This is a genomic window from Agrobacterium sp. 22-214-1 (genome assembly GCF_053522465.1).
Genome location: NZ_JBNWCK010000003.1, coordinates 434,579 through 450,498, shown reverse-complemented (window position 1 = coordinate 450,498; position 15,920 = coordinate 434,579). Strand labels below are relative to the sequence as shown.

The 15,920-nt window shown below is 60.6% G+C and carries 18 protein-coding genes; 16 read left to right on the top strand and 2 right to left on the bottom strand.

What is annotated here, in order from left to right:
- Positions 1–4: 4 nt before the first annotated feature.
- Both ACQZ5G_RS15145 and ACQZ5G_RS15140 read right to left on the bottom strand, forming a co-directional pair.
- Positions 5–775: an SDR family oxidoreductase gene (locus ACQZ5G_RS15145; RefSeq protein WP_003522910.1), complete on the bottom strand. Its 771-nt coding sequence runs from the start codon at positions 773–775 to the stop codon at positions 5–7.
- Positions 776–993: 218 nt separating this feature from the next.
- Positions 994–2,028: a glutamine synthetase beta-grasp domain-containing protein gene (locus tag ACQZ5G_RS15140; RefSeq protein ID WP_003520621.1), complete on the bottom strand. Its 1,035-nt coding sequence runs from the start codon at positions 2,026–2,028 to the stop codon at positions 994–996.
- Positions 2,029–2,508: 480 nt separating this feature from the next.
- Between ACQZ5G_RS15140 and ACQZ5G_RS15135 the strand changes: the two genes are divergently transcribed.
- The 16 genes from ACQZ5G_RS15135 (at position 2,509) to ureC (ending at position 15,911) form a co-directional block, all read left to right on the top strand.
- A complete protein-coding gene (locus ACQZ5G_RS15135; protein ID WP_003520619.1) occupies positions 2,509–2,715 on the top strand; it encodes a DUF2735 domain-containing protein in 207 nt (68 codons plus the stop codon).
- Between the two features lie 350 nt (positions 2,716–3,065).
- Complete coding sequence (gene urtA / locus ACQZ5G_RS15130) at positions 3,066–4,355, top strand: urea ABC transporter substrate-binding protein (protein ID WP_003520618.1); 1,290 nt, start codon at positions 3,066–3,068, stop codon at positions 4,353–4,355.
- Positions 4,356–4,636: 281 nt separating this feature from the next.
- A complete protein-coding gene (urtB, locus tag ACQZ5G_RS15125; protein ID WP_003520617.1) occupies positions 4,637–6,250 on the top strand; it encodes an urea ABC transporter permease subunit UrtB in 1,614 nt (537 codons plus the stop codon).
- Positions 6,247–7,422, top strand: coding sequence for an urea ABC transporter permease subunit UrtC (urtC, locus tag ACQZ5G_RS15120; protein WP_448736458.1), 1,176 nt, complete (start codon positions 6,247–6,249; stop codon positions 7,420–7,422). The genes urtB and urtC overlap by 4 nt, the downstream gene beginning before the upstream one ends.
- 7 nt (positions 7,423–7,429) lie before the next feature.
- The gene (gene urtD / locus ACQZ5G_RS15115; protein ID WP_080850989.1) at positions 7,430–8,191 is read left to right on the top strand and encodes an urea ABC transporter ATP-binding protein UrtD; all 762 of its coding nucleotides are present in this window, start codon (positions 7,430–7,432) and stop codon (positions 8,189–8,191) included.
- A gap of 76 nt (positions 8,192–8,267) precedes the next feature.
- Complete coding sequence (locus ACQZ5G_RS15110; RefSeq protein ID WP_448736459.1) at positions 8,268–8,786, top strand: hypothetical protein; 519 nt, start codon at positions 8,268–8,270, stop codon at positions 8,784–8,786.
- Positions 8,787–8,800: 14 nt separating this feature from the next.
- Positions 8,801–9,496: an urea ABC transporter ATP-binding subunit UrtE gene (gene urtE / locus ACQZ5G_RS15105; protein ID WP_031233384.1), complete on the top strand. Its 696-nt coding sequence runs from the start codon at positions 8,801–8,803 to the stop codon at positions 9,494–9,496.
- 255 nt (positions 9,497–9,751) lie between these two features.
- Positions 9,752–11,005, top strand: a complete 1,254-nt coding sequence (locus tag ACQZ5G_RS15100) for an alpha/beta hydrolase family esterase (protein ID WP_448736460.1) — start codon at positions 9,752–9,754, stop codon at positions 11,003–11,005.
- Positions 10,912–11,763 (top strand): urease accessory protein UreD, encoded by an 852-nt coding sequence (locus ACQZ5G_RS15095; RefSeq protein ID WP_003520610.1) that lies wholly within the window; start codon positions 10,912–10,914, stop codon positions 11,761–11,763. The genes ACQZ5G_RS15100 and ACQZ5G_RS15095 overlap by 94 nt, the downstream gene beginning before the upstream one ends.
- 105 nt (positions 11,764–11,868) lie before the next feature.
- Complete coding sequence (locus ACQZ5G_RS15090) at positions 11,869–12,171, top strand: urease subunit gamma (RefSeq protein ID WP_003520609.1); 303 nt, start codon at positions 11,869–11,871, stop codon at positions 12,169–12,171.
- 11 nt (positions 12,172–12,182) lie between these two features.
- Positions 12,183–12,440 (top strand): DUF1272 domain-containing protein, encoded by a 258-nt coding sequence (locus ACQZ5G_RS15085; RefSeq protein ID WP_003520608.1) that lies wholly within the window; start codon positions 12,183–12,185, stop codon positions 12,438–12,440.
- Positions 12,441–12,458: 18 nt separating this feature from the next.
- Positions 12,459–12,764 (top strand): urease subunit beta, encoded by a 306-nt coding sequence (locus ACQZ5G_RS15080; protein WP_003520607.1) that lies wholly within the window; start codon positions 12,459–12,461, stop codon positions 12,762–12,764.
- Position 12,765: 1 nt separating this feature from the next.
- Positions 12,766–13,122, top strand: coding sequence for a GFA family protein (locus ACQZ5G_RS15075; protein ID WP_003520606.1), 357 nt, complete (start codon positions 12,766–12,768; stop codon positions 13,120–13,122).
- Positions 13,123–13,131: 9 nt separating this feature from the next.
- Positions 13,132–13,548 (top strand): lysozyme inhibitor LprI family protein, encoded by a 417-nt coding sequence (locus ACQZ5G_RS15070; protein ID WP_003520605.1) that lies wholly within the window; start codon positions 13,132–13,134, stop codon positions 13,546–13,548.
- A 4-nt stretch (positions 13,549–13,552) separates the two neighbouring features.
- A complete protein-coding gene (locus ACQZ5G_RS15065; protein WP_003520604.1) occupies positions 13,553–14,197 on the top strand; it encodes a hypothetical protein in 645 nt (214 codons plus the stop codon).
- A gap of 4 nt (positions 14,198–14,201) precedes the next feature.
- A complete protein-coding gene (gene ureC / locus ACQZ5G_RS15060) occupies positions 14,202–15,911 on the top strand; it encodes an urease subunit alpha (RefSeq protein ID WP_003520603.1) in 1,710 nt (569 codons plus the stop codon).
- Positions 15,912–15,920 lie beyond the last annotated feature (9 nt).

Here is a 15,920-nt window from a genome sequence, read left to right as displayed (position 1 = left end):
CCTCTCACAGCCGCACCGACATGCCGCCATCCACCGTCAGCACATGGCCGTTGACGAAGGAGGCCGCGTCGCTGGCCAGAAACAGGGCAGCGCCGGCGATCTCATCCGGCCGGCCCCAGCGCTCCAGCGGCACGCGTAGCCTGGCGAAGGCCACCATCTCAGGATTTTCGGCAAGGGCGGCATTGGTTTCGGTGGCGAACATGCCAGGTGCGATGGCGTTGCTGGTGATGCCGCGTGCGCCATATTCCACGGCAATCGCCCGCATCAGCCCGGTCAGCCCCTGTTTGGCGACGGGATAGATCGCATCCCCCGGCCGGACGATGTGGCCGAGAATGGAGGTGATGGTGATGATGCGGCCGTAACCATTGGTGTTCATGGCCTCCGCTGCGTCGCGCGAGAGCGAGATGGAGGAGGTGAGGTCGGTGCGGATCAATTCCAGCACATCCTCATCGCTGAATTCGGCAAGCGGGCGGCGGTCGCGCGCGCCGACATTGTTGACGAGGATATCGAGATGGCCGAACTCGTCCATGATACGGCGGACGAGAGCGCTGCCGGCTGCGGTATCGGCAATATCGAAGGCGGCGTAATCGGCCTTGCCGCCAGCCTTGCGCAATGTGTCGACCGCCTGTTCCAGCGTTTCGGCATTGCGGCCGGTCAGCCACACATGCGCGCCCGCTTCGGCAAAGGCGCTGGCAATTTCAAAACCGAGGCCGCGGCCGCTGCCGGTGATGATGGCCGTGCGGTTTTCGAGAGAGAATTTCTGGAGAATGCCCATCGCTCACCTTCTTGCTTTAGAGCGTCGGACCGAAAACGACGGTGCGGTTTTCGGAAAATCCGAGGCTGTTGGTCAAAGCCACGCCGCTTGTTTGAGCTTGCGTATGGGAAGACTATGCCGTGTGCGGCGCTCGGCGAAAGGTCGCCTGACCGGCCCGGCCGTTCGGTGGACAGAAAAATGGCGTCGCCCGGTTGCGGGCGACGCCATGTCTTGGCTTATCAGGCAGCAGCCGACTTTGCGAGCGGCACTTCTGCGATCGTCTTCAGAACGACGGAAGCGATCTGGTAAGGGCAGCCCTGCGAGTTCGGACGACGGTCTTCGAGGTAACCCTTGTAACCGTTGTTGACGAAGGAATGCGGAACGCGGATCGAGGCGCCACGGTCGGCAACGCCGTAGGAGAACTTGTTCCACGGAGCGGTTTCGTGCTTACCGGTCAGGCGCAGATGGTTGTCCGGACCGTAAACGTCGATGTGCTCTTTCCAGTTCTTGGCGAAAGCGGCCATGAGGGCTTCGAAATAGTCCTTGCCGCCAACTTCGCGCATGAACTTGGTAGAGAAGTTGCAGTGCATGCCCGAACCGTTCCAGTCGGTATCGCCGAGCGGCTTGCAATGGAATTCGACGTCGATGCCGTACTGTTCGCAAAGACGCAGCAGCAGGTAACGGGCGATCCAGATCTGGTCGGCGGCGCGCTTGGAGCCCTTGCCGAATACCTGGAATTCCCACTGGCCCTTGGCCACTTCGGCGTTGATGCCTTCGTGGTTGATGCCGGCTTCGAGGCAGAGATCGAGGTGTTCTTCAACGATTTCGCGGGCAACCGAACCGACATTCTTGAAGCCGACGCCGGTGTAATAAGGACCCTGCGGAGCCGGGTAACCCTGTTCCGGGAAGCCGAGCGGGCGGCCGTCCTGGTAGAAGAAATATTCCTGTTCGAAGCCGAACCATGCGTCCTCGTCGTCGAGGATGGTTGCGCGGCTGTTCGAAGCATGCGGGGTGACGCCATCGGGCATCATGACTTCGCACATGACGAGTGCACCGTTGGAGCGGGCCGGGTCGGGATAGATCGCGACGGGCTTCAGCACGCAATCCGACGAGTGGCCTTCGGCCTGCTGCGTGGACGAGCCATCAAAGCCCCAAAGCGGCAGCTGCTCGAGTGTGGGGAATTCGTCGAATTCCTTGATCTGGGTCTTGCCGCGCAGGTTGGGGACCGGCTTGTATCCGTCCAGCCAGATGTACTCGAGTTTGAACTTAGTCATTACGAACCTCTCATAGGTAACAATGCGAAGCCTTGAGGCCTCCCGTGGCTTTGGCCACCGAAGCGCATTCGCGTTCAAGGGCTGACCCCTTAGATGCATGCCGCGTGCCAGATTGGCGATATCAGGCGATTTTTTCGAAAAATCTTTCAGGGGCCCTGTCGCGCAGGAGCCTGGATATCACGCGTGGCTGGTTCTGCTGCACTGCGGCAGGCAAATTCACCCCTCATGTTTCATCATTGAATCCTGATAGATAGCCGGCGTCTCCCGGCGGAGTGCCCTGTTGCGGTGCAATGATTTCGGTTGCGCGCGAGGGATTGGCATTTGCCCCAAAAACCGGCGCTTTCGGAATGGTTTTTCTTGTAGATGAGACGATTAATGCCTATATTTTTCGCAAGGTGATTTTTTTTTAATCAAACGGAGCGAATCTGGTCTTTGCGGGTTAGCTCCAGACATAAAGTGCTTCGATGCAAACAAAGTGAGATGATCGAAATGGCAACTGGCATTCATCGCGAGACGGCAACGATCTATCAATTCCCGGTCGGCGGGCGCGCGGGTCTTTCCAAGTTCCGCAACAGCAGCCTCAGCGACCTCGAGCGTCAGGCGCAGGAGCCGCATATCGATTTCGGTTCGTGGTATCACGACGATGCGATCCGCGACGAAGAGCGGAACGATAAGCCGCATTCCTGATGGTCGCATTCCTGATGTGAGACCGTGCCGTGCATTTCTTCTCCCCGCCGGGGAGAAGGTGGCCCGAAGGGTCGGATGAGGGGCAACCCCTCCGTATATCGCGGCGCTCGCCCTCTCATCCCGCTGCTGCGGACTTCTCCCCGGCGGGGAGAAGAAACAAGCTGAGGCCTCCTGCTTCACAGACAGGCACCTTCAGGTTCAGCTTATCCCCCTCATGCACCTTTCGCCACCCCGCCTACGTCAATTGACGTATACGGTTTCGCTCTCACGAGATCGATAGTCCCTCCCAGCAGCGGCCGCAGATGCCGCTGAGCCTCCACGAGAGGCCAACAAGGAGAGGGGTTCTTCCGATGATATTCCGCAAGACGCTTAGTGCCGCGCTGCTTGGCGCGATCCTGTCCACCACCGCCTTCCATGGCGCTTTTGCCGCTGACGACACCATCAAGGTCGGCGTGCTGCATTCGCTGTCCGGGACCATGGCAATTTCAGAAACCACGCTGAAGGACGCCATGCTGATGCTCATCGACGAGCAGAACAAGAAGGGCGGCGTGCTCGGCAAGAAACTCGAAGCCGTGGTGGTCGATCCGGCTTCCGACTGGCCGCTCTTTGCCGAAAAGGCCCGCCAGCTGATTTCGCAGGACAAGGTCGCCGCCGTTTTTGGCTGCTGGACGTCTTCCTCGCGCAAATCCGTGCTGCCGGTCTTCGAGGAACTGAACTCGATCCTGTTCTATCCGGTTCAGTACGAGGGTGAAGAATCCTCGCGCAACATCTTCTACACGGGTGCTGCACCGAACCAGCAGGCCATTCCGGCCGTAGACTACCTCGCCAGCACCGAAGGTGTGGAGCGCTGGGTTCTGGCCGGCACGGACTATGTCTATCCGCAGACCACCAACAAGATCCTGAAGGCCTACCTGATGTCGAAAGGCGTCAAGGAAGAGGACATCATGATCAACTACACGCCGTTCGGTCATTCCGACTGGCAGACGATCGTGTCCGACATCAAGAAATTCGGCTCGGCCGGCAAGAAGACCGCCGTGGTTTCCACCATCAACGGCGACGCCAACGTGCCTTTCTACAAGGAACTGGCGAACCAGGGCATCAAGGCTGAAGACATTCCCGTCGTCGCCTTCTCGGTCGGTGAAGAAGAGCTTGCCGGTCTCGATACCGCACCGCTGGTCGGCCACCTTGCCGCCTGGAACTACTTCCAGTCCGTCGATGCGCCGGTCAATGCGGAATTCATCAAGACCTGGCATGCCTTCACCAAGAACGACAAGCGCGTGACCAACGACCCGATGGAAGCCGCCTATATCGGCTTCAACGCCTGGGTAAAGGCCGTGGAATCCGCCGGCACCACCGATACGGACAAGGTTCTCGACTCGATCATCGGTGTTTCCGTGCCGAACCTTTCGGGCGGCTACTCCACCGTCATGCCGAACCACCACATCACCAAGCCGGTGCTGATCGGCGAAATCCAGGCCGATGGCCAGTTCGAAATCGTGCAGCAGACGCCGCAGGTCGTGGGTGACGAGTGGTCGGATTACCTGCCGGACTCGAAGGATCTGATCTCGGACTGGAGGAAGCCGATGTCTTGCGGCAACTTCAATGTGGCCAGTGGGAAGTGCGGCGGCAAGGGTAGCTGATAGCGGGTGGTTGCCGCCCCCGTTGTTGGGGGCGGTTTTATCATTGGAAACTGAACAAGCATGCCCCCCTCTGCCCTGCCGGGCATCTCCCCCACAGGTGGGGAGATCGACTCGAGGCAAGGTTTCGCCCTTCTCATTGGTTGAGATGGAGCGACGCAGGCGCGCCTTGCCGATCTCCCTCCTTGTGGGGGAGATGCCCGGCAGGGCAGAGGGGGGTGAGCGGCATACTCAAGTGGCATTACCCACAAACGCCCTGTCGTAAAACGCCCAAGGAACCCGACATGACGATCCGATCTTTTCTCGGAGCCATCTTCCTCTGGCTCACCCTGGGGATCGCAGCCCAATCCTTCGCGCAAAGCGAGCCGAAGGCGCTGATCGACCAGCTCGGCACGGCGGATTTCAAGCAGGCCGAAGTGCTGATCGGGCAGATTGCCGCCACGGGCGATGCGCGTGTCGTGCCGGCGCTCGAGGCTTTTGCGGCGGGCGATCTTTACGTGCGCAAGGCCGACAATCTGGTTTTCATGACGAAACCGGCAGGTTCCAATTTTACGCTGATCGACCCGCTGACGGGCGAAAGTGCGGGTGAAGCGCCGAAGGCGGCTGTCAGCAAGATCAAGGTCAACAATAATCTGCGCCGGGTCATCCGCGCCGCACTCGGCGGCCTGACCCTGCTCAGCCCGGAAAAATCCGTGCGGCTTTCCGCGGCAGACGCCGTTCTGAAAGCGCCAAGCGCGGAAAATCTCGAACTGCTGGAAGCGGCCATCGCCAGGGAGACCGATACTGAGGTGCGGACCCGGATGGAGGAGGCGCGGGCTGTCTCGCTGCTCTCCTCCGAACGGTCGCTCGAACAGAAGAAAGAGGCAATCGCCACCATCAAGAGCCTTGGCGGGCGCGATGCCATCGGCATTCTCATGGCGGCTTCCTCGTCGGTGGATCAGAGCCTGAAACCGGATATCGACAGCGCCATATCGAGCATCGAAAGCTCCCTTGCCTTCTGGGACTATGCGCAGAACGTCTGGTACGGCCTGTCGCTCGGTTCCGTGCTTTTGCTCGCCGCCATCGGCCTTGCCATCACCTTCGGCGTGATGGGCATCATCAACATGGCGCATGGCGAGATGGTGATGATCGGCGCTTACTCCACCTTCATGGTGCAGGAGGTGATCCGCACGCATTTCCCCGGCCTGTTCGACTGGTCGCTCGCCATCGCTCTGCCCGCCGCCTTTCTGGTGACGGCCTTCGTCGGCCTCGTGATGGAGCGTGGCGTCATTCGCTTTCTTTACGGGCGGCCGCTCGAAACGCTGCTCGCCACCTGGGGCATCTCGCTCATCCTGCAACAGGGCGTGCGCTCCATCTTCGGCCCCACCAACCGGGAAGTCGGTAGCCCGAGCTGGATGTCCGGCTCCTTCAGCGTCGGTTATCTCAATTTCACCTGGAACCGGGTGTGGATCGTCTGCTTCTCGCTTTCGGTGTTCTTCGCGCTGCTGGTTCTCCTGAAGCGCTCCGCCTTCGGGTTGCAGATGCGCGCCGTGACCCAGAACCGCCGCATGGCCTCTTCCATGGGCATTCGCACCCCCTGGGTGGATGCCTTTACCTTCGCGCTCGGTTCGGGCGTTGCCGGTCTCGCCGGCGTGGCGCTGTCGCAGATCGACAATGTCTCGCCCAATCTCGGCCAGAGCTACATCATCGACAGCTTCATGGTGGTGGTGTTCGGCGGCGTCGGCAATCTCTGGGGAACGCTGGTTGGCGCCCTGTCTCTCGGCGTGCTCAACAAGTTCCTTGAGCCAACGGTCGGCGCCGTGCTTGGCAAGATACTTGTGCTCGTTCTCATCATCCTGTTCATCCAGAAGCGGCCGCGCGGTCTCTTCGCACTCAAGGGAAGGGCGATCGAAGCATGATTACCGGCTTCCTCCTGCGCGCGCTCGACCGCCGCATCTCCATCGCCATCGGCATCATTCTGGCCATCGCCGTGCTGGTGCCGGCCTCCAACCTGCTTTTGCCGGCCGACAGCGCGTTCCGCATTCCGACCTATATCATGTCGATGCTGGGCAAATATCTGGCCTATGCGCTGCTCGCGCTCGCGCTCGATCTCGTCTGGGGTTATTGCGGCATTCTCTCGCTCGGCCATGCCGCCTTCTTCGCGCTCGGTGGTTATGCCATGGGCATGTATCTGATGCGGCAGATCGGCACGCGCGGGGTTTATGGCCATCCGGTGCTGCCCGATTTCATGGTGTTCCTCAACTGGAAGGAACTGCCGTGGTTCTGGCAGGGCTTCGACATGTTCTGGTTTGCGGCGCTGATGGTGCTTGTCGTGCCGGGGCTGCTCGCCTTCGTGTTCGGCTGGTTCGCCTTCCGCTCGCGTGTCAACGGCGTTTATCTCTCCATCATCACCCAGGCCATGACCTACGCCCTGCTGCTCGCCTTCTTCCGCAACGACATGGGTTTCGGCGGCAATAATGGGCTGACCGATTTCAAGGATATTCTCGGCTTTTCCGTGCAGGCGGATGGCACGCGCGCCGTGCTGTTTGCCATGACGGCGGTGATGCTGGCGTTCTCGCTGTTGATCGCCTCCGGCATCGTCAATTCCAAATTCGGCAAGGTGCTGGTGGGCGTGCGCGATGCCGAAAGCCGTGTGCGTTTCCTCGGTTTCCGGGTGGAAAACATCAAGCTTTTCACCTTCGTCGTGTCGGCCATGATGGCGGGCATTGCCGGTGCGCTGTTCGTGCCGCAGGTGGGCATCATCAATCCCGGCGAATTTTCGCCCGCCAACTCCATCGAAGTGGTGGTGTGGACGGCGGTGGGCGGGCGCGGCACGCTGATCGGGCCGATCATCGGGGCTGTCCTGGTCAATGGCGGCAAGAGCTATTTCACCGGCGCTTTCCCCGAATTCTGGCTGTTTGCGCTGGGTGGGCTGTTCATCGCGGTGACGCTGTTCTTCCCCAAGGGCATCGTCGGCACGCTGCAACACTATCTGGCCCGGCGGCGCGAAAAGCGGGTCGCGCTTGCGGCAGGCGACGCCCAGCTGGGCAATGACAGCGGCTCGACAGTGGCGCAACAGGCGGCGGAGTGAGGCGGACATGAACACGGTTTCCGAAAACAGAACGAAAAGCCTGCTTTATCTCGATGGCGTTTCCGTTTCCTTCGATGGTTTCAGGGCGCTCAACTCGCTCTCCTTCGTGGTGGAGCCGGGTGAGCTGCGCGCCATCATCGGCCCGAACGGCGCCGGCAAGACGACGATGATGGATATCATCACCGGCAAGACAAGGCCGGATACGGGCACGGTGCTGTTCGAAGACAGCATCGACCTCACCAAAAAGGACGAGGCGGATATCGCCCAGCTCGGCATAGGGCGGAAATTCCAGAAGCCGACGGTGTTCGAAAGCCATACCGTGTGGGACAATCTGGAACTGGCGCTCAACCGCAAGCGCGGCGTGTTCGCGACGCTGTTTTACCGGCTGACGGAGGAAGACAAGGCCCGCATCGAGGAAATCCTCGCCACTGTGCGCCTCGGCCACCGCCGCGGCGATCTCGCCGCCAACCTCTCGCACGGCCAGAAACAATGGCTGGAAATCGGCATGCTCTTGGCGCAGGAGCCGAAGCTCTTGCTGGTGGACGAGCCGGTGGCGGGCATGACGGATGCGGAAACCGCCGAAACCGCCGTGCTTTTGAAGGAAATCGCCAAGACCCGTTCGGTGGTGGTGGTGGAGCACGACATGGGTTTCATCCGCGAACTGGGGGTGAAGGTGACATGCCTTGCCGAAGGCTCGGTGCTGGCGGAGGGATCGATTGATTTCGTGTCGAACGATCCGAAGGTGATTGAGAATTATCTGGGGCGATAGAAAGAACGGGCGTCTACTTGTGCCTGTAATAATAACCGGATTTAAGTTGAAAAATTTAAAATCTGGAGTTGATTGAATGGCGTTGATCGGAATTCTGGTTATGGCAATCGGCGGGGCGGCTGTCTGGTATTGGCGATTGAAGATGGCGCGTGAGGCGGGTAGCGAAATCATCGATACCGTCGAGAAAATGCGCGGTGCCTATAAGCGCAGGGCATTTCGGAAAAAGGCCGAAGTCGCACCAATCGCGTCCATTCGCGATCCTGCGATTGCTGCTGTGGCATTTTTCATGTGCCTGGCCAATGAAAAGCCGATGTATCTCGAAGCGGCAAAAAAAGTTGTCCGTGAAAAGATGAGAGACATCATTTCGCCGGCGGATATGGAAGAAATTATCGTCTTCGGAGAATGGGCATCCAGAAATGTCATCAATCCCGAAGACCCGATCCGCAGATTTCGCGATTTGTGGGCGGGTGCGCTCGATTTCGATGAAAGACGACAGTTGATCGATATTGCCGAAGAGGTCAGCCAGGTCGGTGGCGACAAGACCACTGAGCAGGAAGTCGCCCTGCAGGCTTTGAGACGAACATTGCTGAATTAGAACAGGTGGATGAAATGCTGAACGTCGACAACATCAACCTCCATTACGGCGCGGCGCAGGCCCTGCGCGGCGTTTCGCTGACGGCGGAGATGGGCAAGATCACCTGCGTCCTCGGCCGCAACGGGGTAGGCAAAAGCTCACTGCTGCGGGCCGTTACCGGCCAGCACGCCATCAGTGCCGGGACGATCAGCTTTGAAGGGGCGGCGCTGGATGGGTTGGCGCCTTACCACCGGGCAAAGCGCGGTGTCGGTTACGTGCCGCAGGGGAGGGAAATCTTTCCGCTGCTCAGCGTGCAGGAGAATCTCGAAAGCGGCTATGCGCCGCTGCCGCGTAAGGAACGCTTCATTCCCGACGATATTTTCAGCCTGTTTCCGGTGCTGCAATCCATGCTGGGAAGGCGCGGCGGCGATCTCTCCGGCGGCCAGCAGCAGCAGCTCGCCATCGGCCGGGCGCTGGTGACGCGGCCGAAAATCCTCGTGCTCGACGAGCCGACCGAGGGTATTCAGCCGTCGATCATCAAGGATATCGGCCGGGCGATCAAATATCTGCGCGATTCCACCGGCATGGCGATCCTGCTGGTCGAGCAATATCTGGATTTCTGCCGCGAGCTTGCCGATTACGTCTACATCATGGACCGCGGCGAAATCGTGCATCAGGGGCTGGCCGAAACGCTGGATACGCCGGAAGCGCGGCGTCACCTGACAGTATAAATCGAGACTAAAATCCTTGCGCGCCGATCACGGCGTGCAAACGGCCGATTAATATTTTGAAAGCCTATGCGTCTCGACATGGCTTTCATGCGTAATTTTAGCATTTCATTGAATAATTGCCTGTGATATTGGCAGCGCAAATGCTGCATGCGAGACACAGGAAAAGTCTATTCGCACGCCGCGACAGTTGATCCCTTACATTCCACGCACGTCCGACGTATCGTCGGGAAAACCGTGCCCAATAAAGGCGTGTCAATGAATCAAGACTTTGCCATTGGCCGGGCCGCCCGGCTGTTCCGCTCCGCTCGCACCCTTTTTCTGGGTCTTGCGATGTGCGCGAGCGCCGGTGTCGCAGCGTCGGCATCGACCTGCGGTCAGTTGCCCGGACCCGGCATGGAACCGGGCAGGCATGATTTTTCCATTCTCTCCAACGGAGAAAAACGCGACGGCGTCTATTTTGTTCCCTCCGACTATGACGGGAAAAAGCCGCTGCCCGTGGTGTTCGATTTCCATGGCTCCAACAGCAATCCGCATGGCCAGCTGAACCGCAGCGGCTGGGACAAGCTGGCCGAGCGTGACGGTCTGGTGGTGGTGGCGCTGGCCGGCAGCCTGAACGGCGAATTGCCCGGCACCCATGCCTGGAATGTTCCCGGTGTCACCAAGCGTCCGGGCGGGCTGGACGAGGTCGGCTTCATTCGCGATGCCATCACCATGGTGAAGGGCAAGTTCTGCGTGGATGAGGAGCGTTTTTACGGTTCCGGTTATTCCGGCGGCGGACGCATGCTGTCGCAATTCATCTGCAATGGCAGCGCGGATTTCAACGCTGCCGGTTTCGTCGCCTCGCTGCGCGCGGGTTATCCGCTGGAGACCGAGGGCAAATGGGCACCGGATGCGGCAAGCTGCACGCCGGCGCGGCCGATGTCGATCATCGCCTTTGCCGGGCTGAAGGATCCCGCCAACCCCTATCAGGGCGGCGGCAAATCCTATTGGCAATATGGCGGCGAGACGGCGCTGAAGCGCTGGGCCGAGATGGACGGCTGCAAGGGCGCCGCCAAAAGCAAGGTGGGCGAAAGTTTCACCGTCAATTCCTACGACGTCTGCAAGGCCGGCGCACGCATTCAGTCCTATGTCATCAACGATTGGGACCACGCCTGGCCGCGCGCTACGATGAAGGCGGAAGTGCTGGCGGCGAGCGCCGTCGTTACCCGCAAACCGGGCGGCGAACAGACGCCGAAGGCGGAACCGGCCGTGGAGCGCAAGATGCCCACAGGCGAAGTAACGCGCACGGTTGATGCGGCGGAAAGAATGTGGGATTTCTTCCGCAATACGGAAGGGCAGCTGGTCGTGGATGCCGTCGTCAAGAAGGATTGCGGCGCAAAGGCCTCATCCACTTCCGCAACCGCTTCGGAGACCGCGTGCAGCCAGAACAGCAAGCCATCGGCCCTTCCGGTCGCCAAGACGCTCAACCTGTCCGGCAGCAGCGCGCCCGTGGCAGAGGACGCATTGTAACCAAAGCAGTTGAAGGGCGCAGCCGGCTGGAGGAACTGTTCCAGGAAGGCTGCGCCAAAATCCGCCTGCCGGAAACCTTTTCGAACGAAGCCGAAGCCATTCTCATCAATTCCTCCGGCGGCCTGACCGGCGGAGACGAACTTGAATGGCAGGCGGTGGCCGGCGCCGGCACATCGCTTGTCGTGACGACGCAGGCCTGCGAGAAGGTCTACAAGGCATCCTCCGGCACAGCCACCGTTACCGCCCGCGTTTCCGCCGGGCCGGGCGCCAGATTGCACTGGCTGCCGCAGGAAACAATCCTTTTCGACCGGGCATCGCTGACCCGCCGGCTCGAAGTCGATCTCGACCAATCCTCCGAATTCATCGCCGTCGAAGCTGTATTGCTCGGCCGCCAGGCCATGGGCGAGGCGATGACGCATGGCCTTTTTCGCGACCGTTGGCGCATTCGCCATGGGGGTAAGCTGGTGCATGCCGAAGAGCTTCTGCTGGAAGGCGAGGTAGCGGCGCTGACTGCGAAACCGGCGGTTCTGGCCGGTCAGATCGCCTTTGCCACTCTGCTTTATATCGGGCCTCTCTCCGAGGCGCTTCTGCCTAAAATCCGGGCTATTGCCGGGGAAAGCGGCGGCGCCAGCGAATGGCAGGGCAAGCTTGTCGTTCGCGTCTCTGCCGCCGATGGTTTCTCCTTGAGAAAATTGCTTTTTCCGATCATTTCGCTCTTGCGAAACGGCGCGCCAGTGCCGAAAGTCTGGAATCTGTAAACCCTTCGGATCGTCGGCAACCGGCGGCCTTCGGGGTCTGTCAACATGTCGGATCTGCTTGCCGCAACCATGTTTGCGGAACAGGTTCCAAGCTGCGGGACCACGATGAACCTTAGCCCAAGAGAAAAAGACAAGCTGCTGATTTCCATGGCCGCCATGGTGGCGCGCCGCCGGCTGGAACGCGGCGTGAAGCTGAACTATCCCGAAGCGATTGCGCTGATTACCGATTTCGTGGTCGAGGGCGCCCGCGACGGCCGTGCCGTGGCGGAGCTTATGGAAGCCGGGGCGCATGTCATTTCCCGTGATCAGGTGATGGATGGCATTGCCGAGATGATCCATGATGTGCAGGTGGAAGCGACGTTTCCCGATGGCACCAAGCTGGTGACCGTTCACGAACCGATACGGTAAGGGGGGCGAATATGGCGCTGGAGCTTCGGCCCAATTGCGAATGCTGCGACCGCGATCTTGCTCCCGACAGCCGGGATGCGATGATCTGCTCGTTCGAATGCACCTTCTGCGTTGGTTGCGTGACGGATGTGCTTCACGGCGCCTGCCCGAATTGCGGCGGTGAGCTGGTTCGCAGGCCCGTTCGCCCGGCGGCGAAACTCGTCAATAATCCCGCGTCGACACGGCGCGTCCTGAAGGCCGAAGGCTGCACGGCGGCCAACGCTGCCTGAGACAAAAGGGGAAATACCATGAAACCCGGTGAAATCATTGCCGCAGAGGGCAGCATCGAACTCAATGCCGGCCAGCCGACCGTGACCATCGAAGTCGCCAATTCGGGCGACCGGCCGGTGCAGGTGGGCAGCCACTATCATTTCTATGAGACCAATGCCGGTCTCCTGTTCGACCGCGACAAGGCGCGCGGCATGCGCCTCGATATTCCCGCCGGCACGGCGGTTCGTTTCGAACCCGGCCAGAAGCGGGAAGTGACGCTGGTGCCGCTTTCCGGCAAGCGCGAGGTTTACGGTTTCCGTCAACAGGTCATGGGGAGGTTATGAAATGGCGACGGCGCATTATCATGGAAGCTGCCAGTGCGGCGATGTGAGCTTCGAGGTCGATGCCGATCTCGATCACACCATCGTCTGCAATTGTTCGCGCTGCAAGCGCCTGGGTTCCACACTGGCCTTCGCGCCGCGTGAGAAATTCACGCTGCTTTCCGGCGAGGACAAGCTGGCGGAATATCTCTTCAACAAACACAAGATTCATCACCTTTTCTGCTCCACCTGTGGCATCGAGAGCTTTGCTTACGCCGATGGGCCGGATGGAACGCCGATGGTGGCGGTCAATGCCAATTGTCTCGATGGTGTCGATCCCCGGGCGTTGAAGCCGCAGGCTTTCGATGGCGCGGCGGCCTGAGCGATGGAGATGAGCCGAAAAAACGTCCTTCTGGCGACCGTGCTTCTCTGCGCGACCGCCGGCCTGTCCATGCCGGCCGCTGCGCAGGGCGAGCCGGATTGCAAGGCCCCGCAGACGCAGGCGGACATGACCATCTGCGCCGGCAAGGATTACGAAAAGGCCGACAAACAGTTGAACGCCGAATATCAGAAGCTGCGCAAGCTGCTCACCGAGCGCGACAAGGCGGCGGATGCAGACGGCAAGGGTGCGACCGACGCGCTGGTGACTGCCCAGCGCGCCTGGGTGGCGTTTCGTGACGCAAATTGCGCGCTTTCAGGCTTTCAGGCCCGTGGCGGCTCGATGGAACCGATGCTGATTTCCTCCTGCCTCGCCGAGATGAGCGGCAAGCGGGCGGAAGAATTGCGTCAGTTGTCGGAAGGTTTCTGAACGCATGGGGCGGCGCATCACGATCGTCGGAAATGGGGAACTGCCGCCGGGCGCAGCCCGGCTCATCGACCGTTCGGACATCGTCATCCGCTTCAACGATTGCCGGTCGCTGGGGCTGGGCGGCACGCGCACCGATGTTGTGGCTGTGTGTAACACCGGGCGGCCGGGTCTCGAGATGACCGAGGGGACCGAATGGCGCGAGAGTGACGGTGTGCGGCAGGCCGCCGTCATCTGGTCCGTGCGTGATCCCGCAAAATTTTCCGAAATGGAACCGGATATCCGCGCATGCTGGCCGGAACTGACCGATTTCTGCGCCGATTACACCGAAGGCTTTGCCGCCATCGCACGAGCTGGCGGCAAGAGCCATGTCGTTATTTCTCGCGGTGTGCATGAGAGGCTCGATATGGCGCTCGAAGCCTATAAGCCCGCACCATACGTCTGCCCCAGCACCGGCCTCGTCGCCATTGCCCATGTTCTTGAAAATGTCAGCGGCGATGATGACGAGGTGACCATTGCCGGTTTCAGCCACCAGGGCTGGAGTGGCCATCCATTTGCTGCCGAACAACAGCTGGTCGAAGCCCTTGCGGGCGAGGGCCGGCTGACACGAATTTCTCCCACATCGATTTTCTCCGCGTCCGAAGGAGCCTGAGCCCATGCCCTACAAGATTTCCCGCGCCGCCTATGCCGGCATGTTCGGCCCGACGGTTGGCGACAAGGTGCGTCTTGCCGATACCGAACTCTTCATCGAGATCGAGAAGGACCACACGATCTATGGCGAGGAAGTGAAATTCGGCGGCGGCAAGGTCATTCGCGACGGCATGGGCCAGAGCCAGGCGACGCGGGCCGAAGGCGCGGTCGATACCGTCATCACCAATGTGGTGATCGTTGACCATAGCGGCATCTACAAGGCGGATGTGGGCCTGAAGAACGGGCGCATCCACGCCATCGGCAAGGCTGGCAATCCCGATACGCAGCCGGGTGTGACGATTATCGTCGGCCCATCGACGGAGGCGATTGCCGGCGAAGGCAGGATCCTGACGGCCGGCGGCATGGATGCGCATATCCATTACATCTGCCCGCAGCAGATCGAAGAAGCGCTGATGAGCGGCATCACCTGCATGTTGGGCGGCGGCTCCGGCCCCGCGCATGGCACGCTTGCCACCACCTGCACCGGCGCCTGGCACATCGAGCGGATGATCGAGAGCTTCGATGCCTTTCCGATGAATCTCGGGCTGGCGGGCAAGGGCAATGCCTCGCTGCCGGCCCCTCTGGAGGAAATGATCCTTGCCGGCGCGTCGTCGCTGAAGCTGCATGAGGACTGGGGCACGACGCCCGCCGCCATCGACAATTGCCTGACGGTCGCCGATCAATACGATGTGCAGGTGATGATCCACACCGATACGCTGAATGAAAGCGGTTTCGTGGAAGATACGGTTGCCGCCATCCGTGGCCGCACCATCCATGCCTTCCACACCGAAGGGGCGGGCGGCGGGCACGCGCCCGATATCATCAAGGTTTGCGGCAATCCCAACGTCATTCCGTCTTCCACCAACCCGACACGGCCCTATACCGTCAATACGCTTGCCGAACATCTCGACATGCTGATGGTGTGCCACCACCTGTCACCGTCCATCCCTGAAGATATCGCCTTTGCCGAAAGCCGCATCCGCAAGGAAACCATCGCGGCGGAGGATATTCTTCACGATATCGGCGCGTTTTCGATCATCTCTTCCGACAGCCAGGCCATGGGCCGCGTCGGCGAAGTGGCGATCCGCACCTGGCAGACGGCCGACAAGATGAAGCGCCAGCGCGGACGCCTGAAGGAAGAGACCGGCGAAAACGACAATTTCCGTGTCCGCCGTTACATCGCCAAATATACCATCAACCCGGCCATCGCCCAGGGTGTCAGCCACGAGATCGGCTCCATCGAAGTCGGCAAGCGCGCCGATCTGGTGTTGTGGAACCCGGCCTTTTTCGGCGTGAAGCCGGAGATGGTGCTGCTCGGCGGCTCGATTGCCGCCGCCCCGATGGGCGATCCGAATGCGTCCATTCCCACGCCGCAGCCGATGCATTACCGGCCGATGTTCGCCGCCTATGGCAAGCTGCGCACCAATTCCTCGGTCACCTTCGTCTCGCAGGCGTCGCTGGATGCCGGTCTTGCCCAGCGCCTCGGCGTCGCCAAGAAGCTGTTGCCGGTGAAGAATGTGCGCGGTGGTATTTCCAAGGCGTCGATGATCCACAATTCGCTCACCCCCCATATCGAGGTCGATCCGGAAACCTACGAAGTGCGGGCGGATGGCGAGCTTTTGACCTGCGAACCGGCAACGGTGCTGCCGATGGCGCAGCGTTATTTCCTGTTTTGAGAAACGGCT

What these genes read in the sequence shown, in the direction of transcription:
- ACQZ5G_RS15145 (WP_003522910.1), bottom strand. Translation starts at nt 775, where the DNA reads ATGGGCATTCTCCAGAAATTCTCTCTCGAAAACCGCACGGCCATCATC.
- ACQZ5G_RS15140 (WP_003520621.1), bottom strand. Translation starts at nt 2,028, where the DNA reads ATGACTAAGTTCAAACTCGAGTACATCTGGCTGGACGGATACAAGCCG.
- ACQZ5G_RS15135 (WP_003520619.1), top strand. Translation starts at nt 2,509, where the DNA reads ATGATCGAAATGGCAACTGGCATTCATCGCGAGACGGCAACGATCTAT.
- urtA (WP_003520618.1), top strand. Translation starts at nt 3,066, where the DNA reads ATGATATTCCGCAAGACGCTTAGTGCCGCGCTGCTTGGCGCGATCCTG.
- urtB (WP_003520617.1), top strand. Translation starts at nt 4,637, where the DNA reads ATGACGATCCGATCTTTTCTCGGAGCCATCTTCCTCTGGCTCACCCTG.
- urtC (WP_448736458.1), top strand. Translation starts at nt 6,247, where the DNA reads ATGATTACCGGCTTCCTCCTGCGCGCGCTCGACCGCCGCATCTCCATC.
- urtD (WP_080850989.1), top strand. Translation starts at nt 7,430, where the DNA reads ATGAACACGGTTTCCGAAAACAGAACGAAAAGCCTGCTTTATCTCGAT.
- ACQZ5G_RS15110 (WP_448736459.1), top strand. Translation starts at nt 8,268, where the DNA reads ATGGCGTTGATCGGAATTCTGGTTATGGCAATCGGCGGGGCGGCTGTC.
- urtE (WP_031233384.1), top strand. Translation starts at nt 8,801, where the DNA reads ATGCTGAACGTCGACAACATCAACCTCCATTACGGCGCGGCGCAGGCC.
- ACQZ5G_RS15100 (WP_448736460.1), top strand. Translation starts at nt 9,752, where the DNA reads ATGAATCAAGACTTTGCCATTGGCCGGGCCGCCCGGCTGTTCCGCTCC.
- ACQZ5G_RS15090 (WP_003520609.1), top strand. Translation starts at nt 11,869, where the DNA reads ATGAACCTTAGCCCAAGAGAAAAAGACAAGCTGCTGATTTCCATGGCC.
- ACQZ5G_RS15085 (WP_003520608.1), top strand. Translation starts at nt 12,183, where the DNA reads ATGGCGCTGGAGCTTCGGCCCAATTGCGAATGCTGCGACCGCGATCTT.
- ACQZ5G_RS15080 (WP_003520607.1), top strand. Translation starts at nt 12,459, where the DNA reads ATGAAACCCGGTGAAATCATTGCCGCAGAGGGCAGCATCGAACTCAAT.
- ACQZ5G_RS15075 (WP_003520606.1), top strand. Translation starts at nt 12,766, where the DNA reads ATGGCGACGGCGCATTATCATGGAAGCTGCCAGTGCGGCGATGTGAGC.
- ACQZ5G_RS15070 (WP_003520605.1), top strand. Translation starts at nt 13,132, where the DNA reads ATGAGCCGAAAAAACGTCCTTCTGGCGACCGTGCTTCTCTGCGCGACC.
- ACQZ5G_RS15065 (WP_003520604.1), top strand. Translation starts at nt 13,553, where the DNA reads ATGGGGCGGCGCATCACGATCGTCGGAAATGGGGAACTGCCGCCGGGC.
- ureC (WP_003520603.1), top strand. Translation starts at nt 14,202, where the DNA reads ATGCCCTACAAGATTTCCCGCGCCGCCTATGCCGGCATGTTCGGCCCG.